This is a genomic window from Streptomyces sp. NPDC054863, from assembly GCF_053610825.1.
On record NZ_JBSGZD010000030.1, the window covers coordinates 22,511 to 48,234 of the forward strand.

Here is a 25,724-nt window from a genome sequence, read left to right on the forward strand (position 1 = left end):
GGGTGATCGAGGCGGCTTCGGCGTCGGAAGTCGCGTACGACACGGAGGGAAATGCGACGGTGCGGTCACTCAACGACACGTCGTACTTACGGTGACATCAGGAGCGGTCCGGCTCTTGTAGAAGTCTACGAAGAGCCGGTCTCAGCCTGCGGAGTTTTCATGTCTTCCACTCCTAGCTGACTCCGCTCGGTTGGCTGTGTACTCCTCAACAGAAGGTGCCGAACAAGCCGGCCTCCCCCCCTCGCCGTTTCCGAACCAAGGAGTCACCGTGACCGCGCACGCCCAGGAGAAGAGCATCCAGGAACTAGAGCGCGCCTGGATGGACGAGGCGATCGGGCTGGCCACCACCAGCGTGCAGAACGGCGGCGGTCCGTTCGGCGCACTGGTCGCCAAGGACGGCGAGATCGTGGCGCTCGGGAACAACCAGGTCACCGCGAACCTGGACCCCACGGCACACGCCGAGGTGAGCGCGATGCGCGCCGCCTGCCAGAAGCTGAACACCTTCTCGCTCGAAGGGTGTGTCCTGATCACCTCGTGCGAGCCGTGCCCGATGTGCCTCTCGTCCGCGCTGTGGGCGCGGGTCGACCGGATCGTCTTCGCCGCCGACCGGGACGATGCCGCGGTGGCGGGGTTCGACGACCGCAAGTTCTACGACCTGTTCGAGAAGAAGCCCCAGTCGATGTGGCCGGCCCAGATCGTGCAGCTGGAGGTGGAGAACCGGACGGCGCCCTTCGACGCGTGGCTGGCGAAGACGGACCGCGTCGACTACTGACGTGCCGCACCGAAGTCCGGGCTCATGGGAAAACCCCGGGTCGCGCCTGCCGCGACCTGGGGTTTTCCGTGTCCGGTGGCCTGTTTACGCCATGTCCTGCGGGTACCAGCGCAGCTCGACCGTGTTCCCGTCCGGGTCCTGCACGTAGAGGGACTGGGCGGAGCCGCGGGCGCCGAAGCGGGGGACCGGGCCCTCCAGGACCGTGAAGGTGCCGGAGTCGATGACCGCCTGCCAGTCGAGCGGGTCGACGGTCAGACAGATGTGGTCGACGTTGGACTCGCCGCGGGGGCGGCTGAACAGGTCGATGATCGTTGCCGGGTTGACGCGCACGGAGGGGAACGGGACCTTGCCCGCCCGCCACTCCTCCACGCGGACCGGCTCCAGGCCGAGGGGGCCCGTGTAGAAGGCGAGGGAGCGTTCGACGTCCTGGACGTTGAGCACCAGGTGGTCGAAGTCCTTCACGCGCAGTTGAGGCAGAGACAGAGACATGCGGGGAATCAAGCAGGGGGAGGGTCGGCTGTCAATGCCCGGGCAGGTGGGACGGCCTGGGGTTTTCCGGTGCGTACGGGCGGCCGGCCGGGTGGTCGGGCGGTCAGGAGGGCGGTCGCCCGTGGTCAGGAAGGCGGACGCTGGGTCCAGACCTCCAGTTCGGGGCGGCCGTTGGAGGCGGCGATACGGTCCGTGCGGCTCCAGCGCCAGGCTTCGTACGCCGCCTTGGCCGCCGTGTTGGAAGGCTCGATGAACGTGGTGACGAGCTCGGCGTCGACCCGTACGAGCAGGCGTTCCTGAAGGCGCTCGGCGACCTTCTGGCGGCGGTGGGACGGGGCGACCATCAGATCGGCCACGTTGAACACCCGTCCGGAGTCCGCGAGCTGGCCGATCTCGGGCGGTGCGATGTCATGGCGTCCGTACCACCAGGAGCCCTGCCGGTCGGGGAGATAGCCGTAGATGCAGCCGACCAGGGTGGCGGCGGTACTGGCGATCAGGAGGTCGAAGCCCGGGCGCTGGACGTCGGCCGCGAAGCGGGTGAGGAACGCGTCACGGTCGGGGCAGGCCGGGTCGTCGGGGGGCACCGTGTCGTACGGATTGCGCCTCGGGGGAATGCTGCTGCGGGGCGTGCCGCTGTTGTCGCGGTACGTCAGTTCGTACAAGTCCGCGATGGAATCCCGCTGTTGGTCGGCCTGCCACCTGCTCAGCCGACGGAAGAAGACCTCTGCCACTGCTGCCATGCCCACAGCGTGACAGTGCGGAGCGGGTTGTGGAAGCAGGACCTACGCCGACTGCCCGAGTGCCGCCTCCAGCGCCGCCTCTATCTGGGCGGTGACCTCGGCAGCGGGCAGCGGGCGGCCGGCCCGGTCGAAGCCGTGGATCGAGGTCTCGCCGAGGCGGACCGTGGGGGTGCCGCGGACTCCGCTGCGGCCGAAGGCCTCGGCGACCGCGACCGCCCACGGGACGTACGTACCGGAGATGGTCGCCTCGCGGAAGGCGGGCGCGACCAGGCCCACGGACTCGCCGACGCGCAGGACCACCGAGGAGTCGCCGTAGGAGTCGACGCTCTCGTCGGGCTGCTGGGCGTAGAGGGCCTCGTGCAGGGTCTTGAAGTCCTGCTGGCTCTCGTGGAGCGCCGCACCCGCCGCGCCCAGCGCCGTCGTGGAGCCCCGGCCGCCGAGCATGCCGTCGAGGAACGCCGCGAAGTGGTACTCCAGGCGCAGCCGGCCGTCGTCCGCGAAGCGGCGGATCGCGGCGCCCGCGCTGAGCTCCAGGCCCGCGCAGTAGGGGCAGCGGAAGTCCTCGTAGAGGGAGAGGACCGGGAGCGCGCCCGCCTCTCCGTACGGGACGACCAGCCCGGCCTCGCCCGTGGTGTGCGCGGGCGTCCGGGGCGGCTGTGGCTGCTGCGACATGAGCCGGGCTCCTTTTCGTCCCTCCCAGGTACGCACAGGGGGGCGGGCGGCGCATCCTCAGTGGGTCGCGTCCTCAGCGGGTCGCGTGCTCAGTGGGTCGCGTTCAGTGGGTCGCGTGCTCAGCGGTTCTCGGCCTGGAACATCCAGTGCTGCTTCTCCAGCTCCGCGGTCAGCGTGATGAAGATGTCCTGCGTGACCGGGTCGGGCCTGTCGGTCGCGGTGATGCGCTCGCGCATCCGCACGATCGTGCCGCCCAGGGCCTCGACGAGCAGTGCGACCACGTCGTCGTCGGCCGTCCAGCCGCCCGTGGGCTGCGGCAGCCCGGTGTGCTCGGCGACCGTCGCCGCCCGGCCGTCGGGGGCCACGCCGATCGCGGAGGCGCGCTCGGCGACCGTGTCCGCGTACGCACGGGCCGTGTCGACGATCTCGTCCAGCTGGAGGTGCAGCGAGCGGAACCGCGGGCCGACGATCGTCCAGTGCGCCTGCTTGGCGAGGAGCGACAGGTCGAGGAGGTCGACCAGGGCGCCCTGTAGCGCGGAGCCGGTGATCCGGCGGGAGGCTTCGGGGAGGGTGCTCTGGATGGTGGGGGTGGCGGTGGGTGTGGTGGTGCTGGTGGGTGTGGCGGTGGTCATGGGGGGTCCTCCTGTGGGTCGTGTGCGGTACGGAGTCAGTCGCCGGGGCGGGTGCTCGCGTTGCCGTATCCACCCAGTTGGTGGGGGGTGCGGCGGACGCCGTCCTGAGGGAGCTCGGCCGTCTCCCGGTTCTCCCGCATCTCGCCCGGCGGGTGGTTCCGCTCCGGCGCGCGGGGCTGTTCCTCCGGGCGGGGCGGGGCGGGTTCACGCTTCTTCACGCGGATGCCCAGCCACACGCCGCCCATGAGTACGGCCACGACGGCCAGCCCGATGACGAACGGGGCGATGCCCACCATCAGGTCGCGGGACGCGGCCAGTGGCGAAGCCAGCGACGAGGCCAGCGACGAAGCCAGTTCTGTTTCGGTGTTTTCGATGCCGTGTGCGTGCATGCGTCCCGCGTACCCCACACCCGCGCGGGGATGCGGGGTGGACCATTCCACCGGGCCTGCCGGGCCTGCCGGGCCTGCCGGGCCTGCCGGGTCCGCGAGCTCCTAGCGGTGATCACTTGGCGTCGGCATAGCACTCCACCGCCGCCACCGTGAACGGGAACCGCACCGGGGTCTCCCCGAAGGCGATCCGGCCGGCCAGCTCACCGGCCGCGCGGATCGCCTCCGAGACCGCTTCCGTCTCCTCCGCAGGGCAGTGCACGATCACCTCGTCGTGCTGGAAGAAGACCAGCTCGGCCTTCATCCCGGACGCGTGCAGGGACTGCCGCAGCGCCGCCAGCATCAGCAGCGCCCAGTCCGCCGCGCTGCCCTGGACGACGAAGTTGCGGGTGAAGCGGCCCCGGGCGCGGTTGTTGCGCGAGGCGTAGCCCGGGTAGCCCGCAGTGAACTCGCCTTCTGTGGAGAGCACTTCGCCCGTCTCCTGGGGGATTCCTGCCTCCCCGATGTCGTCGTCCGAGCCCACTGCCGGTGGGCACGTCCGGCCCAGCCACGTGCGGACGAGACGGCCCTCCTCGCCCGCCCGGGCCGCGTCGTCCACGTACTGCACGGCGCGCGGGAACCTCCGGCGCATCGCGGCCAGGTTCTTCAGGCCGTCGCCCGAGGTCTGCCCGTACACCGCGCCCAGCACGGCGAGCTTCGCGGCCTCGCGGTCGCCGGAGAAGGCCCGGTCGGAGACGGCCTTGTAGAGGTCGCCCGGCTGGCCCGCGACGTCCATCAGGCCGGGGTCGCGGGAGATCGCGGCCAGGACGCGCGGCTCCATCTGGTCGGCGTCGGCGACCACCAGTCGCCAGCCCTCGTCGGCGACGACCGCGCGCCGGATGACCTTGGGGATCTGGAGCGCACCGCCGCCGTTGGTCACCCACCTGCCGGTCACCGTGCCGCCCGGCAGGTACTCGGGTCTGAAGCGGCCGTCGCGCACCCAGTCCTGGAGCCAGCCCCAGCCGTGCGCGGTCAGGATCCGGTAGAGCTTCTTGTACGCGATCAGCGGGGCGACGGCCGGGTGGTCGATCTCTTCGAGCTCCCAGCGCCGGGTCGATTTGATCTTGATTCCGGCCTGCGCGAACGCCTTGATGACGTCTGCGGGCAGCTCGGGGCGGACCCTGCGGCCGAACGCCTCCGACACCTGGTCCGCCAGCTCGGCCATCCGGCGCGGGTCGCCGCCGCCCGCGTACCGCTCGCCGAGGAGCTCGTCGAGGACGGACCGGTGGACGTCGGCCCGCCAGGGCAGGCCCGACCGGTTCATCTCGGCGGCGACGAGCATTCCGGCGGACTCGGCGGCGGTCAGCAGGCGCATGCGGTCCGGGTGCTCGGCCGCGTCGTGCCGCAGGACCTGGTCCTCGTACACCTGGAGGAGGGCGTCGAAGGGGACGTGCACCGGCTGCGGCTCGAACAGCGAGGACTGCGAGCCGGGCTCGGCTGCGCGCTGCGGGGGATCGGGCGGTACGGGGAGGTGGTGGAGGCGGGCGTACGCGGCTGCGGCGGAACGGGGCTCGCCCCAGCGGCCCGCGTGGCCGAGGAGGAGGAGCTCGGCGTCCTCGATGTCGTAACAGCGGGGGACGTGCACACCGGCGGCGAGGAGGCGGGGGTAGATCTCGGCGGTGGAGCGCCAGACCCAGCGGGTGGTCCGGGGGCGGGAGCGGACGGCTTCGGCGAGGTCGGGTTCGTGGCAGGGGGTGGCGGCGGGGCGGCCGGCCCGGGTCAGTGGGGCCAGCAGCGCCCCACCGCCTTCCGTCGCGGCGACAGCCCACCGGTCGTTCATGAGATCGAGTGTGGCAGGGGGGTCTGACAATGCCCCGCGACCGGGCGGCAAGGGGGAGGGGGGAGGGGGAGGAGGGGAGTGTTCCGGTGAGGGGAGGAGAGGGAGCGCTCTTGTGTCGTACGGGCGTTCACGCTATCCACACGCATTCCCCCACTTCTGACGCGCAACTTCTCGGCAGCCCCAACAGTCACTGTGGTGTGACCGTCCGTACCGTGAAGAGGAGCCCCATGAACGTCCGTCATGTCCTGGCCGCCGCGGTGGCGACGGCGGCCCTGTCCGCCGCCGTGGCGCCCGTCGCGTACGCCGCGGGGGCTTCGGCCGGGCTGCCCGCGTGCAGTGACGTTTCGACCGGGGACGGCGGCTACGAGCAGAAGCTGATCGCGGTGACCATGTCGGAAGCGGCAGGACCCGTCGTCGCAGGCGGCGACTGGTACCCCTACACCGTCACGGTGACCAGCACCTCGGCCGACGAGCTGAAGGACGTCGGCCGGTCCGTGACCGTCGCCCGCCAGACGGAGAACGGCGAGGACCAGCCGGGACCCTGGATGGACGTCGAGTACAAGTCGAAGGAGACCGGCCGGTGGGTCGCCCTTGAGGGACACGGCGGCCCTCTGGCGGCCCTCGGCACGCTGAAGCCGAAGGAGTCGGTGACGCAGGAACTGCGGATGCGGGCCGCCAAGGACATTCCCGCGGTGATCAATTCCATCGACTCGTACTTCTCGTCCTCCGTGGACGACGTCTACGTCAATCCGAACACCGGCACGAAGACCCCCTGCCGCGGTACGACGACGGCGATGGACACCTTCGGCATCAAGCCGGCCGGGACGGCCCCGGAGCCGACCCGCACTCCCGGCCCGAAGCCCACGCCGACCGCCACGCCGACCAGCAGGCCGACGGCCACGGTGACGCCGACCGGCGGCCCGTCCGAGTCGGGGAAGCCGTCAGGCAAGCCCTCCGTGACCTTGAGCACCGCCCCTACGGCCACCGGGTCGGCCGCCCCCGCTCCGCAGCTCGCGGGCACCACGGGCACCACGGGCGGCACCGGCGGTACGGCCGACCTCGCCTCCACCGGCGCCTCCGGCGCCCTGCCGGTCGTCGGCCTGGCGGGCGGCGGCGCGGTGCTGCTGGGCGCGGCAGCGGTGATCGTCGTACGGCTCAAGGGGCGCGCGTAACAGCAGCGGCCCGCCCCCGGGTGTACCGACGCGCGCAGCAGCAGCGGTCCGCCCCCGGGTGCACGTCCCCGCACGGCCCGCCCGGGGTGCCGACCCGGCGGGCCGCTGACAGGCTCGACGCATGCGAGTGGCACTGGCACAGACGGACTGCGTCCTCGGCGACGTCGAAGCGAACCTGGCGGCGGCCCGGGACCAGATCAGGCAGGCCGTCGCCCAGGGCTCCGACCTCGTCGTCTTCCCCGAGCTCAGCCTGCACGGCTACCACCTGGGCGCCCTCAAGCAGGACACCTCCGTGGAGGCCAGGGATCCGCGGCTGATGGAGCTGAGCACGCTCGGCGCGGACGTCGTCGTCGGGTTCCACGAGTACACCTCCATGAGGGCGTACAACACCTCGGGCTACTACAGCGCGGGCGCCCTGCTGCACGCCCACCGCAAGCTGTACCTCCCGAACTACCTGGCCTGGGAGGAGCGCAAGCACGTCAGCCCCGGCCAGTCGCTGAAGGCGTACGACCTGCCCGGCGGGCGGGGCCGGGCGGCCACGCTCATCTGCAACGACGCCTGGCAGCCGGTGCTGCCCTGGATCGCCGTGCAGGACGGCGCCGAGGTCGTCGTCGTCCCCGCGAACAGCGCGGCCTCCCTCGACCCCGAGGCGATGGACACCGGCCTGTACTGGGACAGCCTGCTGTCGTACACGGCCCGCATGCTCCAGTGCTGGGTGGTCTTCGTGAACCGCGTCGGCAGCGAGAACGGAGCGTCCTTCTGGGGCGGCTCCCGCGTCGTCGACCCGCGCGGCATGGTCGTCGCCCAGGCCCCCAAGTGGGAGACCGCACTGGTCACCGCCGACCTCTCGGTGCCCGAGGCGCGCCGCCAGCGCCGTGCGGTGCCGCTCGTCGCGGAGGCCAGGCTGGGCCTGGTGTCGCGCGAGGTCGGCCGCCTGATCGACGAGGGCGGCGACAGCTGAGCGGCAGCAGCTCAGCGGCGTCAGCTCAGCACAGGCGGGCGAGCAGGGGCGGCCGAGCAGGGGCGGCTGAGCAGGGGCGGCCGAGCACAGGCTCCGCGGCCGGGCGAGGTATACCAGAAGGGTGAGCCCGACCGAGGAGATACGTTGACCGACACTGCCGCCTTTCCGGGCGCCGACCAGGCGTTTTCCGCGCTGTACGGAACGGGCGACGACGACCTCGACCTCGGTGCCTCGCTGCTCGCCGCCGCTCCTTGGGCGGACGCGGGACGTGAAGTGCTGCGCAGGGGCGAGGAGTTCGTGCGCCGCGCCTGGGACCGGGGCTGGCAGCCGGCCGACGTCGCCCGCCTCGTCCGCCGCGACCTCAAAGAGGTGCACGTACGCCTCTTCGCCGACCTGGTCGCGGCCGAGCACCGGCGGCACTCGCCCGCGCGCGCGTACGTGTCGCCGCGCTGGCAGGAGCAGCTGCGGGAGCTGGGCGTCCAGGACGGGCCTGTCCGGTGGAAGAGCGACGAGCGGTACGCCGACGCGCTCGCCCGCCGTGAGAACACCGACCGCTTCTCCCTGGCCACCGCCGTACTGGAGCTGCTGCGGCTGCTGATCCGGCTCCCCACGATCGAGCCCGTCGGGCCGGCGCCCGGAGCCTCCCCCCTCGTACAGCAGATGCAGGCCGCCCCCGGCGAGCCGCGCATGTTCACCCGGATCCGGGCCCTGCTCGCCAAGGCGGAGGCCACGGACTACCCGGAGGAGGCCGAGGCGCTCACAGGGAAGGCGCAGGAGCTGATGGCGCGGCACAGCATCGACGACGCCATCCTCGCGGCAAAGGGGCACGGGCACTGTGCGGACGGCCCCGGCGCCTGCCGCATCGGCGTCGACGCACCGTACGAGACGGCGAAGGCGATCCTGCTCGACGCGGTCGCGACGGCGAACCGCTGCCGGTCCGTGTGGAACAGCGAGTTCGGGTTCTCCACGGTCGTCGGCTTCGAGGCCGACCTGGAGGCCGTCGAACTGCTCCACACCTCCCTGCTCGTGCAGGGGACGGCCGCGATGACCCGTGCGGAGGCCGCCCAGCGGGCCGGCGGGCGCAAGCGCACCAAGTCCTTCCGGCAGTCGTTCCTGACGGCGTACGCGAGCAGGCTCGGCACCCGGCTGGCGGAGGCCACCGAGCACGTCGTGGAGGAGGCCGGGGCCGAGGAGGCGGGCGCCCTGCTGCCCGTACTGGCGGCGCGGGACGTGGCGGTGACGGACCGGGCGGAGCAGATGTTCCCGCGCACCACGTCCACGCGCGTGCGCGGTGTGAACGACCTGGCGGGCTGGGAGCACGGGACGGCGGCCGCGGACCGGGCCTCGGTGCACGGGGCGCGGGGGCCGCGGGACCGGATCACCCGCTGACTCACGCACGGACCGCCTGCCGGCTCACCCGTTGAGGAACTCCGCGCACCGGTAGGGGCCCAGCGTGTCCCCCTCGGTCGGGTCCAGGGTGACCTCGACGTCGTCGGTCCGCACCTTCGGTTCGAGTACGGACTGGGCGCGGGCCAGCGTGCACACCAGCTGGCCCGTACCCAGATCGCGGCCCGTCGCCGAGTAGGGGCCCTCGATGCGAATCGTGACGCGGGTGCCGGAACCGGTCGCCGAATAGCCGCCGAGCTGGACGAGCGAGGTGAGCCCGTCGCGCCGATCGGCGTCCGACGGCGGCTGAGCGAGCATCTTCAGGGCCCCGTTGAGATCCCTGATCTCCTGGTCGAGCAGAGGCACTCCGCGCAGCCCGCCGGCGGACGCGTAGTACAGCCGGACGCCGCGCGTCAGCCCGGTCGCGGGCTCACCCGCGTCTATCACCCCGGTCGGCTGGACGCCGCAGCCCGTGAGGGCGATGCCCAGGGCGGCCCCCAGCACGGCCACCGCGGCGCCCCTTCTACGGACCCTCACCGTTCGTCCTCCCCGGTACGCCGCAGCGGCAGCCGCAGTGTGAACACCGCGCCGCCCTGCGGTCCGTCGGCGGCGTCGATCGTGCCGCCGTGCAGCCGTGCGTTCTCCAGCGCGATCGCCGTGCCGAGGCCGCTGCCCCGGCCGCTGTCGTCGGTGGCGTCGCGCGTGCGGGCCTCGTCCGCCTTGTAGAACCGGTCGAAGACCCGCTCCCTGGCCCCCGGCGGCAGCCCCGGGCCGTGGTCGGCGACGACGAGGGTGACCTCTTCGCCCGTCACCGCGAGGGTCACGGTGACCGGCGGGGCTCCGTGCCGCAGCGCGTTGCCCACCAGGTTCGCGACGATCACGTCGATGCGGCGCCGGTCGACCACCGCGCGCACGCCCTCATAGAGGTGCGTGTCGACCTTGTCGGTCCAGCCGCGCAGCGCCAGCGACGCCCGTACGGTGTCGGCGAGGTCGGTCTCGGCCGCGTTCAGCCGTACCGCCTTCGCGTCGAAGCGGGAGATCTCCATCAGGTCCTCGACCAGCCGCGCCAGCCGTGCCGTTTCCGCGCCGACGGTACGGGCGGCCCGCGCCGCGTCCGGCGGCAGCAGGTCGGCGTCCTCCTCCAGCACCGTCGCCACCATCGTCATCGCCGCGAGGGGCGTGCGCAGTTCGTGCGACACGTCCGCGACGAAGCGGCGCGCCTTCGCCTCCTGCTCGCGCAGTTCCGCGTCGGACTCCTGGAGCGCGTTCGCCGTCTCGTTGAACGTCCTCGCCAGCTCGGCGAGTTCGTCGTGCCCGCTCACGGCGACCCGGCTGCCGAGATCACCTGCGGCCAGTTCCCGGGTGGCCCGGCCCAGCTTCCGTACCGGGCGCAGAACCGTCCCCGCGGCCAGCAGCGCCAGTACGGCGGCCAGCAGCACCACCGGCACGACGCCCGCCCGTACGGAGTCCAGCAGGGCGGCCGTGTCGTCGCGCTCGGCCCGCAGATCGGTGATCGCGAACACCTCCAGGCCGGACGCGCGGCGGTCCCCGTCGGCGTACGTCACGGGCGTGCCGACGACCAGATAGGGCTCGCCCCGCCATGTGACCCGCTGGAACTTCGTCTCCGTCACGGTGGAGGCCCGCAGCGCACTGCTGATCCGCGCCCCCGTGTCCGCCAGGGAGTCGGACGACGCCGACAGGTCCTGATAGCGGGCGACCACGAGGTTCCCGCCGAGACCGTCCGACACCTTCGCCGCGAACCGGGCCAGGGTCAGCTGGTCCGGCGGTACGTCGAAATCGGCGGCGACGGCGCCCACCCGCTCGCGGAGGTCGTCCACGGCGGCGTTCTGGGTGCGCTGGAGCACGGCGGTGCGGGCGTCCCGGTAGGCGAGCGCGGTCGAGGTCACCGCGCTGATCAGGGCGACGACCACGAAGGCGGCGACGAGCCGGGTGCGCAGCCCGCCGATGAGCCGGCGCGAGCGCCTCTTTGAGGTGGCGGCGGCCTTGCGCCTCTTCGAGGTGGCGGCGGCCCTGCGACTGTTGCTGTCGCTGCTGTCGCTGCTGTCGCTGCTGTCGCTGCTGTCGCTGCTGTCGTTCATGCGGCTCACAGCGGTCCGAAGCGGTAGCCGAAGCCCCGCACCGTCTGTACGTACCGCGGCTTCGCCGGTACGTCCTCCAGCTTGGCCCGCAGCCTGCCGACCGCCGCGTCCACGATCCGGGAGTCGCCCAGGAAGGTGTGGTCCCAGACGGATTCGAGGAGCTGCTCACGGCTGAAGACCCGGCCGGGGGAGGCCGACAGTTCGAGCAGCAGCCGCAGTTCGGTGGGCGGCAGCGGCACCGGCGTGCCGTTCTTGGTGACGGTCAGCCCGGCGCGGTCGATCGCCAGGCCGCCAGGGTCGCCGTCCTGAGCGGTGTCGGGGCCCTGCCGCAGGGACGGTTCCGCGCGCCGCAGCGCGGCCCGGATGCGGGCCTCCAGGACGGGTGCGGTGACCGGCTTGACCACGTAGTCGTCGGCGCCCGCCTCAAGGCCCGTCACGATGTCCCAGTCGTCGCCGCGCGCGGTTAGCATGATGACCGGCAGGGTCGCCGAGCGGGCGCGGACGCGGCGGCACACCTCGAAGCCGTCCATGCCGGGCAGCATCAGGTCGAGCACGGCCAGTTCGACCTTGTCGCCGCCGGGGCCCGCCAGCAGGGCGAGGGCCTCCTCGCCGGTGGCCGCCGTGTCGACGTCGTACCCGTGCCGGCGCAGCACGAGCTCCATTCCGTCCCGTACGGACGCGTCGTCCTCGATGAGCAGTACGTGCGGCATGCGGTCGATTATGGGCACCGCGACCGCCCGCGCGACGCCTCGGCGGGGGCCGATGTCGCAGGCCGGGGCATTGTTACGTTCTCATCATGTGGCCATGGAGCGGCCATCATGCGGCCCGGTGAAGGTCGGGGCATGACCCTGAAGACGACCTCCCGTGCCACCGCCCGGCTGCGCCTGACCGCACTCGTCGCGGTCCCCGTCCTCGCCTTCTCCGTGGCCTGCGGCGGCGGCGACAGCGCGGGCGCGGTGAAGAAGGACGACGCGGTCGCCGACGTGCCGAAGGCACCGGCCGCGAGCACCCCGACGAGCGACAGCAGCCCCAGCACCAAGCCCGAGGGCAAGAGCGCCTTCTACGACGCCCAGATGAAGTTCGTCCAGTGCATGCGCGCGAAGGGTGGCTACAAGGAGTTCCCCGACCCCAAGCTCAGTGGATATCTCGACTGGGTGAAGGTCAACGAACTCGGTTCCCAGCCAGGCCGCAACAAGGGCATCAAGGCGGGCAAGGACAACGTCTGCCTTCCCGAGCTGCGGGTCGTCATGGACACCGAGCCCAAGCGCGACCAGCAGAAGTCCTACGAGTCGATGCTCGCGCACGCCAAGTGCATGCGGGACAACGGCATCTCGCAGTTCACCAACCCGACGATGTCCGGCGGCAACGCGATCCCCGGCGGCGACCCGAACCCGGGGTCCCCGTCCATCGACCAGGAGTCCCCGAAGTACAAGCAGGTCCGCGAGACGTGCAAGTCGAAGCTGCTCGACGGTCTGGACGGCATGCAGTGAAGCGCCGCACCGCCTTCCTCGCGCTCGGCGCGGTGACCGCCGCCGCCGTCACCGGGGGAGTGCTCTTCCTCGGCGACGGCGGTGACGCGGGCGCCTCGGCCAAGGGCGGTGAGCTGCCGCCCGCCACCGCGACCGTCGTACGCACCGACCTCGTGCAGTCCAAGACCGTCGACGGCAAGCTCGACTTCGCGCAGCGCCGCCCGGTCAAGGCGGTCGTCGAGGGCACCGTGACGGTGGCCGCCACGGAGGGAAGGACGGTGCGGACGGGACAGGCGCTGTACGAGCTGAACGACAAGCCCGTCACCCTCCTCCACGGGCCCGTCCCGATGTTCCGCGAGATGAAGGCGGGCGACCGGGGCAGTGACGTACTCCAACTGGAGCGCAGTCTCCGCGACCTGGGGTACGGAGCGAAGCTCTACGTCGACACGCGGTACGACAAGGACACCGAGGACGCCGTCAAGCGGTGGCAGAAGTCGCTGAACCGGGAGACCACCGGGAAGGTCGGCATGGGGGACGTCGTCTTCCAGCGCGGTCAGGTCAAGGTGGTCTCCGCCGACGCGGCGCTCGCCGACCGGGTCGGCCCGGACAAGACGGTCCTGACGGTCGCCTCCACCAAGCCCGTCGTACGGGCGAAACTGGAGCAGACCGACGGCGCCCTCACCTCAAGAGGCACCAAGGTCGAGGTCACGCTCCCCAGCGGGAAGACCGTGGCGGGCAAGGTCGCCGGGACGGTGCGCCCCGAGGAGACGGAATCCGGGGGAGCGGCCCCGGCAGCCCAGGACGGCATCACCGTCGAGGTCGTCCTGGAGGGTGGGGCGGGCGCCGCTTCGGGCGAGGACGCCAAGGTGTCGGCGAGCGTGAAGTTCGTCAGCGAGGCCCGCAGGGGAGTCCTCGCGGTTCCCGTCGAGGCGGTCGTCGCACTGCGCGGCGAGAACGGCGGCTACGGCCTGGAGGTCGTCCGGGGGACCACCTCGAAGATGGTGCGGGTGGAGACGGGCATGACCGCCGACGGGCAGATCGAAGTCAGCGGCCCGGACGTGCGCGAGGGCATGAAGGTCGGGGCGGCGAAGTCATGACACCGCCCTCAGGCAATGCTCCGGTGCCTGCTCCTGCCGCTCCTGCGTGTGCTTCGGCGGCCGGTCCGGCGGCCGGTCCGGCGACCGGTCCGGCGACCGGTCCGGCGGCCGGTCCGGTGATCGAGCTGCGGGACGCCGGCAAGCTGTACCCCGGTGGCGTGCACGCCCTGCGCGGAGTGAACCTCACCGTCGAGGAGGGCGAACTCCTCGCCGTCGTCGGCCCTTCGGGGTCGGGCAAGTCCACGATGCTGCACGTCATGGGCACCCTCGACAAGCCGACCTCGGGCACCGTCCGGGTCGCCGGGTACGACGTGTCCGCGCTCTCCGACGCCCGGCTGTCCGCACTGCGCGCCCGCCACATCGGCTTCGTGTTCCAGCACTTCCACCTGTCGGCGGGGCGCGACGCGGTCGACAACGTCGCCGACGGGCTGCTGTACGCGGGCGTCTCTTTGAGGGAGCGCCGGGCACGGGCCAGGGAGGCGCTCGCCAAGGTGCGCCTGGACCACCGCTACTCGCACACGCCGAACGAGCTGTCCGGCGGCGAGAAGCAGCGCGTGGCCATCGCCCGCGCCCTGGTCGGTGCCCCCCGGCTGCTGCTGGCGGACGAGCCGACCGGGGCGCTGGACACCGCGTCCGGGGAGATCGTCATGGAGCTGCTGCACGAGCTGAACGCGGCGGGCACCACCGTCTGCGTCATCACCCACGACCAGGAGATCGCGGAGTCGTTGCCGCGGCGGGTCCGGTTCCGGGACGGCGAGATCGTCTCGGACGTCCGTACCAACTCCCGCGCGGAAGGCGCCGTCCGTACCAACTCCCGCGCGGAAGGCGCCCGAGAAGGCGCCCGTATCGACCCCTGCGCGGAAGGCGGCGCCTCGTGAAGAACGACCTCAAGCCGTCCCGGCTCTCGCCGCGCGACGTCCTGCGCGTCGGCGCGGTCGGCCTGCGCGCGCGACGCGCGCGCGTGGTGCTCTCGGCGCTCGGCATCGCCATCGGCATCGCGACGATGGTCGCGGTCGTCGGCCTCTCCGAGTCCAGCCGCGCCGACCTGATGGCCCGGCTCGACCGCCTCGGTACGAACCTCCTCACCGCGGAGGCGGGCGAGGACGTGGACAAGAAGCCGGTCGAGTTCCCCAAGAGCGCGGTCGCGATGGTCGAGCGCATCGGCCCGGTGCAGCACGCCACGGCCACCGGCTACGTCGACACCCGCATCCGCCGCAGCGACGTGGTCCCCGAGGAGCGCACCGCGGGCGTCACCACCCAGGCCGCCAGAACGGACCTGCTGGACGCACTCGGCGCCCGCATCGCCAGGGGCGTCTGGCTGAACCGGGCCAACGAGCGGCTCCCGGCGGCCGTCCTGGGCGCAGTGGCCGCCGACCGCCTGGGCATCACCCGCACCGGCGAGACGATCATGATGAACGACACGCGCATGGTCGTCGTCGGCATCCTCGAACCGATCGAGCTGGTCCCCTCCCTGGACCGGGTCGCGCTGATCGGATTCCCGGCCGCCGAGCGTCACTTCGGCTTCAACGGCCACCCGACCACCCTCTTCGAGCGGTCCACGGACGCCTCGGTGGAGGACGTACGGGCCGTCCTGGCGCGCACCATCAACCCCGGCAAGGAGGGCGGCGTGAAGGTCTCCCGGCCCTCGGACGCGCTGGCGGCCAAGGCCGCGACCGACGAGGGCCTGACGACCCTGATGCTGGGTCTCGGCGCGGTGGCGCTGCTGGTCGGTGGGGTGGGAGTCGCCAACACCATGGTCATCTCCGTCCTGGAGCGCCGCCAGGAGATCGGCTTGCGCCGTTCGCTGGGCGCGACCCGGGGAGCGATCAGGCTCCAGTTCCTGACGGAGTCGCTGCTGCTCTCGGTGCTGGGCGGGGCGACGGGGGCGCTGCTGGGGGCGGCGGCGACGTACGGCTTCGCACGGGCGCAGGGATGGACGGCGGTGGTCCCGCCGTGGTCCCTGGCGGGCGGCCTGGCCGCCACCGTCCTGATCGGCGTACTCGCCGGCCTGTACCCGGCCGTCCGCGCCTCCCGCCTCCACCCGACGGTGGCTCTGAACGCGACGTGAGGGCCGCTGGGCGCGGGGCGGCGGGTCGTGAGGGCCGCTGGGCGCGGGGCGGCGGGTCGTGAGGGCCGCTGGGCGCGGGGCGGCGGGTGGTCGTCGTGCGGGCTGCTTGGTGCGGGGCGGCGGGTGGGTTGTACGTGCGGGTGCGTCGTGGCTGGTCGCATAGCTCCCCGCACCCCTAAATGCCCGCCCCAGGGGGCGGCCCCCATGCGGAGCGCAACCCTCCGCCCCTCCCGCCACCAGCCATTACCCTCGTCCCATGAGCTGGCTCAAAGCGCTGAAGGACACCGCCCGCTCCGGGCTGACGGTCGAGCGTCAGCGGCTCGATCCCCTCATCGCGGTCCGGGCCGCCGTCGGTCTCGCGCTCGTCGTCGGCGCCGCCCTGTACCTCTTCGGCCCCGCCGTCGCCGCCAGTTCCGCCTTCGGTGCCTTCCAGGCCGCCCTGGCGACCTTCCAGCGCAGTTGGCGCACCCGGCCCGTCCTCGCCCTCGCCTCGGGCGCGAGCCTCGCCGTGACGACCTTCGTCGGGTATCTGACCGGGGCCCACCCGGTGCTGTTCGTCAGCCTGCTGGCCCTGTGGACGTTCCTCGCGGGCATGACGTGGGCCGTCGGCCCCACCGCCGGCATGATCGCCAGCTCGAACGTGGCGATCATGCTGGTGACCGTCACCCTCCCGACCTCCGTCTCCGCCGCCGCGGGCCACGCAGGAATGATCATGATGGGCGGAGTGGTCCAGGCAGCGCTGATCGTTCTCTTCCCGGTACGCCGCTGGGGCGCCCAGCGCGACGCACTCGCCGACGCCCTCGCGGCCGAGGCCGACTACGCGCGACGGCTGCGGCACGACCCCGTCGCCCCGTTCGACCCCGAGCCCCTGATGACCGCCCGCCACGCCGCCGCGATCACCCCCCGCCAGGCCCGTCGCCGGCCCGCCGAACTGCACGGCACGCGCGGCCTGGCGGAACGTATCCGCCCGGTCCTCGCCTCCCTCGCCGACCCGGCCCTCGGCGTCCCCGCCGAGGGTGAGGAACGCGCCCGGGTCCGCGAGCTGCTCGCCGCCGCCGGGTCCACCCTCGACGCCGCCGCCCGCGCCGTCCGCAAGGGCGAGCCGGTCACCATGTCCCCGGCCGCCCGGGCGGTGCTCGCCGTCCCCAAGGAGGGCGCCGTCCTCACCGGCCCCGCCCGCCGCGCGGAGTCCCGGTTGATCACCCTGCTGCGCGACGTGATCGAGACCGCCCAGGGCAGCGGCACCACCAACTCCCGGAGCGCGGGCCCCGAGCGCAGCCCCAAGGACGACACCGCCTACCGCACCGCCGCCCGCATGGCCCGCACCGCCGCCCGCCGCGTCGCCCGCCGCCCCGAGCACCGCGCCGACCCCGACGACCACCTGCACCGGCCCACCGTCCTGGAGCTGGTCCCGGTCGCCCTGCGCCTGATGCGCGGCGAACTGCGCCGCGACTCGCCGGTGCTGCGGCACGCCGTGCGCGTCGCAGCCGTCAGCGCCACGGGCTACGTCCTCGGTGCGTCCCTGCCGCTCGGCCACGGCTACTGGGCGCCGATGGCCGCCGTCATGGTCATGCGGCCCGACTTCTCGCAGACGTACTCGCGCGCCGTCGCCCGCTTCGGCGGCACCCTGCTCGGCGTCGCCCTCGCCACCGGCCTCGTCCAGCTCACCCACCCGGACACCCGGCTGTCGGCGGGGCTCGCCGTCGGCTGCGCCTTCCTGATGTTCCTGCTGCTGCGCAACGGCTACGCCGTCACGCAGGTCTTCGTCGCCGCGTACGTCGTCTTCCTGCTCGGCATGGGCGGCCTCCAGTGGACCCAGACCGTCCCCGAGCGCGTCGTACTGACCCTGGCGGGCGGACTCCTCGCGATGCTCGCGTACGCCGTCTACCCGGCCTGGGAGACCCCGCGCCTGCGCACCCGCCTCGCCGACTGGCTGATCGCCGACGGCCGGTACGCCTCCGCCGTCCTGCAGCGGTACGCCGACCCCGCGGGCGCCCCGCGCGAGGCCGTACGGGAGACCCTGCTCGGCACCCGCGAGGCACGGGTCGCCTGGAAGGACGCCCTGGAGCGGGCCGCCAACGAACCGGTACGCCACCGCGGCCTGTCCCGCGCCGCCGCCGACGACGCCCCGGACGCCCTCGCCCAGCTCGCCCGCGTCGCCATGCTGATGGAGGCGCACCTCCCGGCCCGCGACACCACGCCGGTCCCGGCCGCCGCCGCACTCGCGGACGCGCTGCACCGCGACGTCACCGACGCGGCCCGCGCCGTGCGCGAACGCCGTGCCCCGAAGTGGGACACCTTCCGCGCCACCCTGAACGCCTGGGACGCCGACGACACCGCAGGTGACGACAAGGTCGTACGCAAGGGCGCCGGGCTCCTCCTCGAAGCGCTGGACGAACTCACCGACGCCCTGGCGGGCGAGGGGCCGCGCCCCAAGGGGAGCGCGGCAGCCGTCACCTCATAGAGGCAGCCGTCACCTCGTAGCAGCGGCCGTCACCTCATGGAGGAGGCCGCTGAACGAGGACCCGTGTCAGGACCCCGGCAGCTTCGGCATCGACGGCACGGCCGTCGGCACCCCCGAAGGCAGCGCTTCCGAAGGCGCCTTGGCGAACTTGTCCTCGATGCCGCTGCCCTCCCACTTCACGGTGAGGGTCTTGCCGTCCGCCCCGGGACTCACACGGCCCTTCGTGCGGTCGGTGTTGCCGTTGGCGCACTTGAGGTCCAGGAGGATCTCCCCCGTGCGGACCGCGCGACCCGTGCACAGGTGCTCGCCCGCGATGCCCGCCATGTCGTCCTGGACGGTCAGGACGACGAGCTTGCCGTTGGTGGTCGCCATCCAGGAGCCCTTGATGTCGGCGCTCCCCGCGTCCCCGGAGGGTGCCGCGCTCTCGCCGCCACCGGCGCCCGCACTGGAGGCACCCGTCGGCGGCGCAGTGCCGGCACCCTTCCCGCCGTTGCTGTCGCTGCTGCATCCGGTCAGCAGAAGTGCCGCCGCGAGCGCGGCAGCTCCGGCACCGGTACGAATGTGACTGTGCACTCCGGACTCCCCATGTGCTGTTGCCAGTGGATCAATTGGCAGGTGGAAGGAACGCGTCAAGCTACCAGGGCGTCTACTGAAGAAGTCCGTGCGGAAGGGGGTGCCTTTAGAGGCATCCGGTTCTGTAGTCAAGGGGCAACCCCGCGTGCACGTGCATCTGCCCATGCATCAGCAGGTGAACGAAGCTATGATCCGGGTCAGTTGACACCAGCACTTCCGGGAGCGACCTGTGCACCACGCATACAACGGCATGGCTGCCACAGAGCTCCACGGGGTGGTCTGGCAGAAGAGCAGGCACAGCAATTCACAGGGCTCCTGTGTGGAGTTCGCGAAGCTGCCCGGTGGCAACGTTGCCGTGCGGAACTCGCGGTACCCCGAGGGGCCCGCGCTCGTCTACACACGGGCGGAGATAGAAGCGATGCTGCTCGGCGTCAAGGACGGCGAGTTCGACCACCTGACGGCAGGGAACTGACGCAGGGGCATGCCGGGAATCCGGCGTAGGGGCATGCCAGGGGCCCGGCGTAGGAGCCGGTCGGGAATCCGCGTACGGGCCGGGTCGGTCTAGTGCTCGCCCTGCAGCCGGAACAGCGCCCACACGACCTTGCCGTCCAGCGTCCCCGCCAGCGGGTGCCAGCCCCAGCTGTCGCTGAAGGAGTCCACCAGGAAGAGCCCCCGCCCGGACTCCGCCGAGAAGTCGTCGCTCTCGCGCGCCGAAGGACCGTCGTGGCTGGGATCGCGCACGGCGCACACCAGCCGTGAGCTCCAGCGCATCAGGTGCAGCCGCACCGGAGGGTCGTTCTCCCGCGGAGTGTCGGCGGGCAGGGCGTGCCGCAGGGCGTTGGTGACGAGTTCGGAGACCACCAGGGCGACATCGTCGAATCTGCTTTCCAGGTCCCACTGGCACAGCGTGCTGCGGGTGAACTTCCGTGCTCCGCCGACCGCTTCGTACCGCGCGGGCAGTGCGCAGGACGCCGAGGTGGACACCGACGAGGGGTCGATGGGAGGCAGGCCCTGCCGTAACGGCACGAGCATGGTCGATCCATTCATCCCCATGCGAGGCGCTCCCGGGTTCGCGGTCGTGGCGATACGGCGGTGATGCAGCAGCTCTACGGCGGCGGTGCCACAGCGAAATGCAGCGGCGATGCAGCAGTAGTCATACGTGCGCGCGGACCAAGGTTCCCGAATGCGTACGGCAGATGCAAGGGCAGATGCACGTGCACGCGCCTGACTTGAACAACAGAGTGCCGTTTCTTGCTCATTTCTTCCTTCGACCACTTTCAGGCCCTTGCCATTTCCGTAACCGAATGCGTACAGGCTGAAGCGTTTTGGTGGCAGACTTCGGCATCTCGGGACCCTGGGGGAGGGCCTCGCGCACATATGAACGAGAGGGAGGGCCGGAGAAGTGACCGCAGGCGAGTCGAGCGGATCAGTGGTGCGCCGCATCCTGCTGGGCTCTCAGCTCCGGCGCCTGCGCGAGTCGCGCGGCATCACCCGCGAGGCGGCCGGTTACTCGATCCGTGCATCCGAATCGAAGATCAGCCGCATGGAGTTGGGACGGGTGAGCTTCAAGGCCAGGGACGTAGAGGACCTGCTCACGCTCTACGGGGTCACGGACGGGTCGGAGCGCGATGCGCTGCTCGCACTGGCCCGTGAGGCCAATCTCGCGGGCTGGTGGCACAGCTTCGGGGACGTACTGCCCGGCTGGTTCCAGACGTACGTCGGCCTGGAGGGTGCGGCGTCACTGATCCGGATCTACGAAGTCCAGTTCGTTCACGGTCTGTTGCAGACCGAGGCGTACGCCCAGGCGGTCGTCTCGCGCGGCATCCCGCACGCCACCGCGGCCGAGGTGGACCGCCGGGTCGCACTGCGCCTGGAGCGGCAGAAGGTCCTCGTCTCCGAGCGGGCGCCGCACTTCCACGCCGTGCTCGACGAGGCGGCCCTGCGCCGTCCGTACGGCGACCGGGACGTCATGCGGGGGCAGTTGCAGCACCTGATCGACATCTCCGAGCGGTCCAACGTCACGCTCCAGGTGATGCCCTTCAACTTCGGCGGCCACGCGGGCGAGAGCGGCGCCTTCACCCTGCTGAGCTTCCCGGAGTCCGACCTCTCCGACCTGGTCTACCTGGAACAGCTCACCAGCGCGCTCTACCTGGACAAACGCGAAGAGGTCGGCCAGTACGAGCGCGTCATGGACCGCCTCCAGGAGGACTGCCCGAGCCCCTCCGCCACCCGGGACGTCCTGCGCGGACTCCTTCAACTGATCTGATCCATATGTACGTTGACGGAACCTCATACTCCCCTGGAGCATCAGACTGCGCAGGGGAACCGTGGCAACAGCAGTGGCAGCAGTAAGGGATCGCATGTCCTTCTTCACCGACCTGGCGCACCAGTACATCGACGGCGAGTGGCGGACCGGCAGCGGCTCGTGGGACATCATCGACTTCAACCCGTACAACGGGGAGAAGCTCGCGGCGATCACCGTTGCCTCGGTGTCCGAGGTCGACGACGCCTACCGCGCCGCCGAGCGCGCCCAGCGCGACTGGGCCGCCGTGAACGCGTACAGCCGCCGCGACATCGTGGAGCGGGTGCTGCGCCTCGTCGAGGAGCGCGAGGCCGAGATCGTCGCCGCGATCACCGAAGAGGTCGGCGGCACGCTCGTGAAGGCGACGTACGAAGTGCGCCTGGCCAAGGAATTCCTGCGCGAGGCCACGCAGTTGGCCACCCTCCCCGAGGGCCGCATCCTGGCCTCTCCCGTCCCCGGCAAGGAGAACCGCGTCCACCGGCTCCCGGTCGGCGTGGTCGGCGTGATCAGCCCCTTCAACTTCCCCTTCCTCACCGGCATCAAGGCCGCCGCCCCGGCCCTCGCCCTCGGCAACGCCGTCGTGATCAAGCCGAACCAGAACACCCCGGTGGTCGGCGGCGGGCTCATCGCCCACCTCTTCGAGGACGCGGGGCTGCCCGCCGGACTCCTCAACGTCCTCGTCACCGACATAGCCGAGATCGGGGACGCGCTCCTGGAGCACCCCGTCCCCAAGGTGATCTCCTTCACCGGCTCCGACCGCACCGGCAGACACGTCGCCGCCGTCGCCGGTGCCCGCTTCAAGCGCACCATCCTCTCTCTCAGCGGCAACAGCGCCCTGGTGGTGCTGGACGACGCGGACCTCGACTACGCGGCCTCGGCGGCCGTCTTCAGCCGCTTCGTCTCCCAGGGCCAGGTCTGCATGGCCGCCAACCGGATCCTCGTCGACCGGTCCGTGGAGGAGGAGTTCACGGAGAAGTTCGTCGCGAAGGTACGGGCGCTGCGCACCGGCGACCCCGCCGACCCCGCGACCCAGCTCGGCCCGGTCATCAACACCTTCCACGCCGACGCCCTGTCCGGCCTGGTCGAGCAGGCCATCGCCGAGGGCGCGACCGCTCTCGTACGGGGCGCCACGCGCGGCAACCTCGTCGAGCCGACCGTCCTGGCCGGGCTGCCCGACGGCTCGCCGATCCTGGAGCAGGAGATCTTCGGCCCCGTCGCGCTCCTGCTGCCCTTCGACGGCGAGGACGAGGCGGTACGCATCACCAACGACAGCCCGTACGGCCTGAGCGGCGCCGTCATGACCGGCAACGTGGAGCGCGGCGTCCGCTTCGCCCAGCGCATCGAGACCGGCATGATCCACATCAACGACTCGACCATCCAGGACGACCCGCTCGTCGCCTTCGGCGGCGAGAAGGCGTCGGGAATCGGCCGGATGAACGGCGAGTCGACGGTCGACGTCTTCACCACCCAGAAGTGGATCTCGGTGCAGCACGGCCGCTCCGTGTTTCCCTTCTGAAGGCCTGGTTCAGGACAGCGCTTGTCCGCAAGCCGTCCTAACGTGGTGAGTGTTCGGGGAGAGTCCCTCCTCGCATCCCACCGAAGGGCGGCCATCATGGTCCTGCACGTCAGCGCCGGCGACTGCACCGACGAGGTCAGTACCCTCCTCGCCTTCCTGGACGAGCAGCGCAACGGCATCCGCAACACGCTGCGCGGCCTCACCGACGAGCAGGCGGCGGCCACGCCGAGCGCCAGCGAGCTGTCCCTCTCCGGCCTGCTCAAGCACGTCACCGAGGTCGAGCAGAACTGGCTCGCCATGGCCGGCTGCGACATCGAGCCCGTCCGGCGCACCGAGGCCGACTGGGACGAGAGCTTCCGCCTGGTCCCGGAGAAGGGCGAGACGGTCGCGTCGAAGCTCGCCGAGTGGGCCGAGGTCGCCCGGCGCTGCGCGGAGTTCAGCCGCACCGCAGACCTGAACGCCACCTTCCCGCTGCCCGAGGCCCCCTGGTTCCCCAAGGAGGACGTCTCGCTGCGCTGGGTGCTGCTGCGCCTGATCACCGAGATGGGCCGGCACGCGGGCCACGCGGACATCGTCCGCGAGTCCCTGGACGGCAAGAACTCGTACGAACTCGGCGAGTGACAGAGGTACTTGGGTCAGAGGTGACTGTGTCAGCGGTCCACGGGGATCCGGGCGCCGGGCTTGCACCTCACGTGACGTGAGGTCGCACGCTGGATCACGTACCGATGAAACCCCCACCTCAAGAGAGGGCAGCGGACAGTCATGGGCCACCCCGTGGGAAAGGTCGCCGAGCTCGCCGGAGTCACCGTGCGCACCCTGCACCACTACGACGCGATCGGCCTGCTCTCCCCGAGCGGGCGCAGCCACGCGGGCCACCGCCGTTACAGCGACACCGACCTGGACCGGTTGCAGCAGATCCTGTTCTACCGGGAGCTCGGCTTCCCTCTCGACCAGGTGTCGGCCCTCCTGGACGACCCGGACACGGACCCGCAGGAGCACCTGCGGCGCCAGCACGAGCTGCTGTCCGCCCGGATCACCAAGCTCCAGGAGATGGCCGCCGCCGTCGAAACCGCCATGGAGGCACGGAAAATGGGCATCAACCTCACCGCCGAGGAGAAGTTCGAGGTCTTCGGGGACCACGACCCCGAGCAGTACAACGACGAGGTCGTCGAGCGCTGGGGCGACACCGACGCGTACCGCGAGTCGCAGCGGCGGACCGCCTCTTACACGAAGGAGGACTGGAAGCGGCTCACCGAGGGCCTCGACGCGCTCCACCAGAAGATGGCCGACCTGCTCACCGCCGGAGTCCCGGCCGACTCGACCGGGGCCATGGACGTGGCCGAGGAGCACCGCCTGTTCATGTGCGACGGCTACTTCCAGGTCTCGCACGAGATGCACACCTGCTTCGGCGAGATGTACGTCGCGGACGAGCGCTTCACCGCCTTCTACGAGGCGATCCGGCCCGGCCTCGCGGTCTTCATGCGCGACGCGATCCTGGCCAACGGGGTGCGGCACGTCTGAGTCCTGCGGTGCGGATCCGGCCACGCCCGAGTCCTGCGGGGCAGATCTGGCCACTCCTGCGCCGTACGGGGCGGCCCGCCCACTCCTGAGCCGTACGGGGCGGTTCCACGCGGAGCCGCCCCGTACGGAACCCCTCACTCCTTGCTGAGGACGACCGCCGTGCCGTACGCGCACACCTCGGTGCCGACGTCGGCGGCCTCCGTCACGTCGAAGCGGAACATCAGCACCGCGTTCGCGCCGCGCGCCCGCGCCTGCTCGGTCAAGCGCTCCATGGCCTGGTTGCGGGTCTCCACCAGCGTCTTGGTGAGGCCGCGCAGCTCGCCGCCGACCAGCGACTTCAGACCCGCGCCGATCTGACTGCCCAGATGGCGCGACCGCACGGTCAGGCCGAAGACCTCGCCGATGACCCGCTCCACCCGGTGACCGGGGACGTCATTGGTCGTGACGACCAGAATGCCCGACTTGTCACTCTGGCCGCCGCCGTACTCCTCGATACCCATGCGAACCCACCTCTTCCAGTCGACTTCTCTCCGGTTCCTACCGCAGAGCTTTGCGCCGGTCTGTGCAGCGTGCACCCTGGGAGGGCCGGGGGAACCCGGGCGTGCACGCGCGCGTTGATACTTTTGGCCAGCCCATCGCAGACGATCCCCCTGGAGTCCGGAACCCGTGAATACGCTTGCGCTAGGACCGGCCTGGCTGGACCCGGACTTCCTGCTGAACGAGTTCGGGCTGTACGGCCTGCTGGCCATCGTCTTCGCCGAGTCGGGCCTGCTGATCGGCTTCTTCCTCCCCGGCGACTCGCTGCTGTTCACCACCGGCCTGCTGGTCACCACGGGCAAGCTGGACACCCCGCTGTGGCTGGTGTGCCTGCTGGTCGTGCTGGCGGCAGTGATCGGTGACCAGGTCGGCTACCTCTTCGGGCGAAAAGTCGGTCCCGCGCTCTTCCGGCGGCCGGACTCGAAGATCTTCAAGCAGGAAAACGTCCAGAAAGCGCACGAATTCTTCGAGAAGCACGGCCCGAAGGCGCTGATCCTGGCCCGCTTCGTGCCCATCGTGCGCACCTTTACGCCGATCATCGTCGGCGTCAGCAAGATGAACTACCGCACGTTCATCACGTACAACATCATCGGCGGCGTCCTGTGGGGCGCGGGCGTGACGCTGCTCGGAGCGGCGCTCGGCAATGTCGAATTCGTCCACAAGCACATCGAATTCATCCTGATCGCCATCGTCCTGATCTCGGTCGTCCCGATCGTCGTCGAGGTCCTCCGGGCCCGCAGCCAGTCCAAGAAGAACCCCCCGGCCCCGGCCCAGCCCGCCCACGGCACCCCGCCCTCCCACGGCACCCCGCCGGCCCCGGGTGCCCCGCCGGTCCCGGGTGCCCCGCTCGGCCCCGAGGCCCAGGACCACGCCACCCAGATCCTGCGCCCCCAGAACCCCCCGAACAATCCGAACAATCCGCCGCAACGCGGCCGTCACGCCAAGAGGTAGCCCCGCACACCGAGAAGGGGCGCCCAGCACTCGTGTCCTGGGCGCCCCTTCGTCGTACCCCGAGAAAACCCGGAACGTACCCCTGGACAACCTACAAC

At 71.5% G+C, this 25,724-nt stretch carries 27 protein-coding genes; 15 read left to right on the plus strand and 12 right to left on the minus strand.

The genetic code is table 11. The features are described 5' to 3' along the window. Positions 1–319 precede the first annotated feature (319 nt). Positions 320–772 carry a nucleoside deaminase gene (locus ACWGIG_RS08765; protein ID WP_453320852.1) on the plus strand — a complete coding sequence of 151 codons (453 nt, stop codon included), beginning with the start codon at positions 320–322 and terminating at the stop codon, positions 770–772. Positions 773–856: 84 nt separating this feature from the next. On the opposite strand, the gene ACWGIG_RS08770 is transcribed toward ACWGIG_RS08765, so the two are convergent. The 6 genes from ACWGIG_RS08770 to ACWGIG_RS08795 form a co-directional block, all read right to left on the minus strand. Beyond that, positions 857–1,261, minus strand: coding sequence for a VOC family protein (locus tag ACWGIG_RS08770; RefSeq protein WP_453320826.1), 405 nt, complete (start codon positions 1,259–1,261; stop codon positions 857–859). A gap of 125 nt (positions 1,262–1,386) precedes the next feature. After that, on the minus strand, positions 1,387–2,001 hold the full coding sequence (locus ACWGIG_RS08775; RefSeq protein ID WP_453320827.1) for a GNAT family N-acetyltransferase: 615 nt from the start codon (positions 1,999–2,001) through the stop codon (positions 1,387–1,389). A gap of 42 nt (positions 2,002–2,043) precedes the next feature. After that, positions 2,044–2,673, minus strand: coding sequence for a DsbA family protein (locus ACWGIG_RS08780; RefSeq protein WP_453320828.1), 630 nt, complete (start codon positions 2,671–2,673; stop codon positions 2,044–2,046). 119 nt (positions 2,674–2,792) lie between these two features. Continuing rightward, the gene (locus ACWGIG_RS08785; RefSeq protein ID WP_453320829.1) at positions 2,793–3,305 is read right to left on the minus strand and encodes a Dps family protein; all 513 of its coding nucleotides are present in this window, start codon (positions 3,303–3,305) and stop codon (positions 2,793–2,795) included. 35 nt (positions 3,306–3,340) lie between these two features. Continuing rightward, the gene (locus ACWGIG_RS08790) at positions 3,341–3,694 is read right to left on the minus strand and encodes a DUF6479 family protein (protein ID WP_453320830.1); all 354 of its coding nucleotides are present in this window, start codon (positions 3,692–3,694) and stop codon (positions 3,341–3,343) included. Positions 3,695–3,806: 112 nt separating this feature from the next. Continuing rightward, positions 3,807–5,510 carry a bifunctional 3'-5' exonuclease/DNA polymerase gene (locus tag ACWGIG_RS08795; protein ID WP_453320831.1) on the minus strand — a complete coding sequence of 568 codons (1,704 nt, stop codon included), beginning with the start codon at positions 5,508–5,510 and terminating at the stop codon, positions 3,807–3,809. A 227-nt stretch (positions 5,511–5,737) separates the two neighbouring features. Between ACWGIG_RS08795 and ACWGIG_RS08800 the strand changes: the two genes are divergently transcribed. From ACWGIG_RS08800 to ACWGIG_RS08810, 3 genes are all read left to right on the plus strand, one after another. Beyond that, on the plus strand, positions 5,738–6,682 hold the full coding sequence (locus ACWGIG_RS08800; RefSeq protein ID WP_453320832.1) for a hypothetical protein: 945 nt from the start codon (positions 5,738–5,740) through the stop codon (positions 6,680–6,682). A 121-nt stretch (positions 6,683–6,803) separates the two neighbouring features. Then, positions 6,804–7,643: a nitrilase-related carbon-nitrogen hydrolase gene (locus ACWGIG_RS08805; protein WP_453320833.1), complete on the plus strand. Its 840-nt coding sequence runs from the start codon at positions 6,804–6,806 to the stop codon at positions 7,641–7,643. A gap of 144 nt (positions 7,644–7,787) precedes the next feature. Beyond that, positions 7,788–9,032, plus strand: a complete 1,245-nt coding sequence (locus tag ACWGIG_RS08810; RefSeq protein ID WP_453320834.1) for a DUF2786 domain-containing protein — start codon at positions 7,788–7,790, stop codon at positions 9,030–9,032. Positions 9,033–9,056: 24 nt separating this feature from the next. On the opposite strand, the gene ACWGIG_RS08815 is transcribed toward ACWGIG_RS08810, so the two are convergent. The 3 genes from ACWGIG_RS08815 to ACWGIG_RS08825 are packed head-to-tail and all read right to left on the minus strand — an operon-like array spanning position 9,057 to position 11,838. After that, entirely contained in the window at positions 9,057–9,566 is a 510-nt protein-coding gene (locus ACWGIG_RS08815; protein ID WP_453320835.1) for a GerMN domain-containing protein, read from the minus strand. Then, positions 9,563–11,128: an ATP-binding protein gene (locus ACWGIG_RS08820; RefSeq protein WP_453320836.1), complete on the minus strand. Its 1,566-nt coding sequence runs from the start codon at positions 11,126–11,128 to the stop codon at positions 9,563–9,565. The genes ACWGIG_RS08815 and ACWGIG_RS08820 overlap by 4 nt, the downstream gene beginning before the upstream one ends. A 5-nt stretch (positions 11,129–11,133) precedes the next feature. Further along, positions 11,134–11,838: a response regulator transcription factor gene (locus ACWGIG_RS08825; RefSeq protein WP_453320837.1), complete on the minus strand. Its 705-nt coding sequence runs from the start codon at positions 11,836–11,838 to the stop codon at positions 11,134–11,136. Between the two features lie 132 nt (positions 11,839–11,970). Here ACWGIG_RS08825 and ACWGIG_RS08830 point away from each other — a divergent pair, with 132 nt between their 5' ends. The 5 genes from ACWGIG_RS08830 (at position 11,971) to ACWGIG_RS08850 (ending at position 18,226) form a co-directional block, all read left to right on the plus strand. Next, entirely contained in the window at positions 11,971–12,618 is a 648-nt protein-coding gene (locus tag ACWGIG_RS08830; protein ID WP_453320838.1) for a hypothetical protein, read from the plus strand. Then, positions 12,615–13,694: a peptidoglycan-binding protein gene (locus ACWGIG_RS08835; protein ID WP_453320839.1), complete on the plus strand. Its 1,080-nt coding sequence runs from the start codon at positions 12,615–12,617 to the stop codon at positions 13,692–13,694. Before ACWGIG_RS08830 ends, ACWGIG_RS08835 begins: the two co-directional genes overlap by 4 nt. Beyond that, entirely contained in the window at positions 13,691–14,572 is an 882-nt protein-coding gene (locus ACWGIG_RS08840) for an ABC transporter ATP-binding protein (protein ID WP_453320840.1), read from the plus strand. Before ACWGIG_RS08835 ends, ACWGIG_RS08840 begins: the two co-directional genes overlap by 4 nt. Next, positions 14,569–15,762 carry an ABC transporter permease gene (locus ACWGIG_RS08845; protein ID WP_453320841.1) on the plus strand — a complete coding sequence of 398 codons (1,194 nt, stop codon included), beginning with the start codon at positions 14,569–14,571 and terminating at the stop codon, positions 15,760–15,762. Before ACWGIG_RS08840 ends, ACWGIG_RS08845 begins: the two co-directional genes overlap by 4 nt. 256 nt (positions 15,763–16,018) lie before the next feature. Then, positions 16,019–18,226 carry an FUSC family protein gene (locus tag ACWGIG_RS08850; protein ID WP_453320842.1) on the plus strand — a complete coding sequence of 736 codons (2,208 nt, stop codon included), beginning with the start codon at positions 16,019–16,021 and terminating at the stop codon, positions 18,224–18,226. A 66-nt stretch (positions 18,227–18,292) separates the two neighbouring features. Here ACWGIG_RS08850 and ACWGIG_RS08855 read toward each other — a convergent pair whose 3' ends face one another. Beyond that, the gene (locus ACWGIG_RS08855) at positions 18,293–18,799 is read right to left on the minus strand and encodes a hypothetical protein (protein WP_453320843.1); all 507 of its coding nucleotides are present in this window, start codon (positions 18,797–18,799) and stop codon (positions 18,293–18,295) included. 229 nt (positions 18,800–19,028) lie between these two features. Between ACWGIG_RS08855 and ACWGIG_RS08860 the strand changes: the two genes are divergently transcribed. Beyond that, on the plus strand, positions 19,029–19,271 hold the full coding sequence (locus ACWGIG_RS08860) for a DUF397 domain-containing protein (RefSeq protein ID WP_453320844.1): 243 nt from the start codon (positions 19,029–19,031) through the stop codon (positions 19,269–19,271). An 89-nt stretch (positions 19,272–19,360) separates the two neighbouring features. On the opposite strand, the gene ACWGIG_RS08865 is transcribed toward ACWGIG_RS08860, so the two are convergent. Further along, the gene (locus tag ACWGIG_RS08865) at positions 19,361–19,852 is read right to left on the minus strand and encodes an ATP-binding protein (RefSeq protein WP_453320845.1); all 492 of its coding nucleotides are present in this window, start codon (positions 19,850–19,852) and stop codon (positions 19,361–19,363) included. Positions 19,853–20,201: 349 nt separating this feature from the next. Between ACWGIG_RS08865 and ACWGIG_RS08870 the strand changes: the two genes are divergently transcribed. From ACWGIG_RS08870 to ACWGIG_RS08885, 4 genes are all read left to right on the plus strand, one after another. Then, the gene (locus ACWGIG_RS08870; protein ID WP_453320846.1) at positions 20,202–21,065 is read left to right on the plus strand and encodes a helix-turn-helix domain-containing protein; all 864 of its coding nucleotides are present in this window, start codon (positions 20,202–20,204) and stop codon (positions 21,063–21,065) included. Between the two features lie 94 nt (positions 21,066–21,159). Continuing rightward, positions 21,160–22,617 (plus strand): aldehyde dehydrogenase family protein, encoded by a 1,458-nt coding sequence (locus ACWGIG_RS08875; protein ID WP_453320847.1) that lies wholly within the window; start codon positions 21,160–21,162, stop codon positions 22,615–22,617. Between the two features lie 96 nt (positions 22,618–22,713). Continuing rightward, on the plus strand, positions 22,714–23,238 hold the full coding sequence (locus ACWGIG_RS08880; RefSeq protein ID WP_453320848.1) for a DinB family protein: 525 nt from the start codon (positions 22,714–22,716) through the stop codon (positions 23,236–23,238). Positions 23,239–23,379: 141 nt separating this feature from the next. Next, positions 23,380–24,138: a MerR family transcriptional regulator gene (locus ACWGIG_RS08885; RefSeq protein WP_453320849.1), complete on the plus strand. Its 759-nt coding sequence runs from the start codon at positions 23,380–23,382 to the stop codon at positions 24,136–24,138. Between the two features lie 134 nt (positions 24,139–24,272). Here the strand turns inward: ACWGIG_RS08885 and ACWGIG_RS08890 are convergent, their stop codons facing one another. After that, a complete protein-coding gene (locus tag ACWGIG_RS08890; RefSeq protein WP_453320850.1) occupies positions 24,273–24,638 on the minus strand; it encodes a YbjQ family protein in 366 nt (121 codons plus the stop codon). A gap of 166 nt (positions 24,639–24,804) precedes the next feature. Between ACWGIG_RS08890 and ACWGIG_RS08895 the strand changes: the two genes are divergently transcribed. Continuing rightward, positions 24,805–25,626: a DedA family protein gene (locus ACWGIG_RS08895; protein ID WP_453320851.1), complete on the plus strand. Its 822-nt coding sequence runs from the start codon at positions 24,805–24,807 to the stop codon at positions 25,624–25,626. Positions 25,627–25,724: the final 98 nt, after the last annotated feature.

Excerpts from the sequence above, each read along its gene's own strand:
- ACWGIG_RS08765 (WP_453320852.1), top strand. The coding sequence starts at position 320 with ATGGACGAGGCGATCGGGCTGGCCACCACCAGCGTGCAGAACGGCGGC.
- ACWGIG_RS08770 (WP_453320826.1), bottom strand. The coding sequence starts at position 1,261 with ATGTCTCTGTCTCTGCCTCAACTGCGCGTGAAGGACTTCGACCACCTG.
- ACWGIG_RS08775 (WP_453320827.1), bottom strand. The coding sequence starts at position 2,001 with ATGGCAGCAGTGGCAGAGGTCTTCTTCCGTCGGCTGAGCAGGTGGCAG.
- ACWGIG_RS08780 (WP_453320828.1), bottom strand. The coding sequence starts at position 2,673 with ATGTCGCAGCAGCCACAGCCGCCCCGGACGCCCGCGCACACCACGGGC.
- ACWGIG_RS08785 (WP_453320829.1), bottom strand. The coding sequence starts at position 3,305 with ATGACCACCGCCACACCCACCAGCACCACCACACCCACCGCCACCCCC.
- ACWGIG_RS08790 (WP_453320830.1), bottom strand. The coding sequence starts at position 3,694 with ATGCACGCACACGGCATCGAAAACACCGAAACAGAACTGGCTTCGTCG.
- ACWGIG_RS08795 (WP_453320831.1), bottom strand. The coding sequence starts at position 5,510 with ATGAACGACCGGTGGGCTGTCGCCGCGACGGAAGGCGGTGGGGCGCTG.
- ACWGIG_RS08800 (WP_453320832.1), top strand. The coding sequence starts at position 5,738 with ATGAACGTCCGTCATGTCCTGGCCGCCGCGGTGGCGACGGCGGCCCTG.
- ACWGIG_RS08805 (WP_453320833.1), top strand. The coding sequence starts at position 6,804 with ATGCGAGTGGCACTGGCACAGACGGACTGCGTCCTCGGCGACGTCGAA.
- ACWGIG_RS08820 (WP_453320836.1), bottom strand. The coding sequence starts at position 11,128 with ATGAACGACAGCAGCGACAGCAGCGACAGCAGCGACAGCAGCGACAGC.
- ACWGIG_RS08825 (WP_453320837.1), bottom strand. The coding sequence starts at position 11,838 with ATGCCGCACGTACTGCTCATCGAGGACGACGCGTCCGTACGGGACGGA.
- ACWGIG_RS08830 (WP_453320838.1), top strand. The coding sequence starts at position 11,971 with ATGACCCTGAAGACGACCTCCCGTGCCACCGCCCGGCTGCGCCTGACC.
- ACWGIG_RS08840 (WP_453320840.1), top strand. The coding sequence starts at position 13,691 with ATGACACCGCCCTCAGGCAATGCTCCGGTGCCTGCTCCTGCCGCTCCT.
- ACWGIG_RS08850 (WP_453320842.1), top strand. The coding sequence starts at position 16,019 with ATGAGCTGGCTCAAAGCGCTGAAGGACACCGCCCGCTCCGGGCTGACG.
- ACWGIG_RS08865 (WP_453320845.1), bottom strand. The coding sequence starts at position 19,852 with ATGGGGATGAATGGATCGACCATGCTCGTGCCGTTACGGCAGGGCCTG.
- ACWGIG_RS08875 (WP_453320847.1), top strand. The coding sequence starts at position 21,160 with ATGTCCTTCTTCACCGACCTGGCGCACCAGTACATCGACGGCGAGTGG.
- ACWGIG_RS08880 (WP_453320848.1), top strand. The coding sequence starts at position 22,714 with ATGGTCCTGCACGTCAGCGCCGGCGACTGCACCGACGAGGTCAGTACC.
- ACWGIG_RS08885 (WP_453320849.1), top strand. The coding sequence starts at position 23,380 with ATGGGCCACCCCGTGGGAAAGGTCGCCGAGCTCGCCGGAGTCACCGTG.
- ACWGIG_RS08890 (WP_453320850.1), bottom strand. The coding sequence starts at position 24,638 with ATGGGTATCGAGGAGTACGGCGGCGGCCAGAGTGACAAGTCGGGCATT.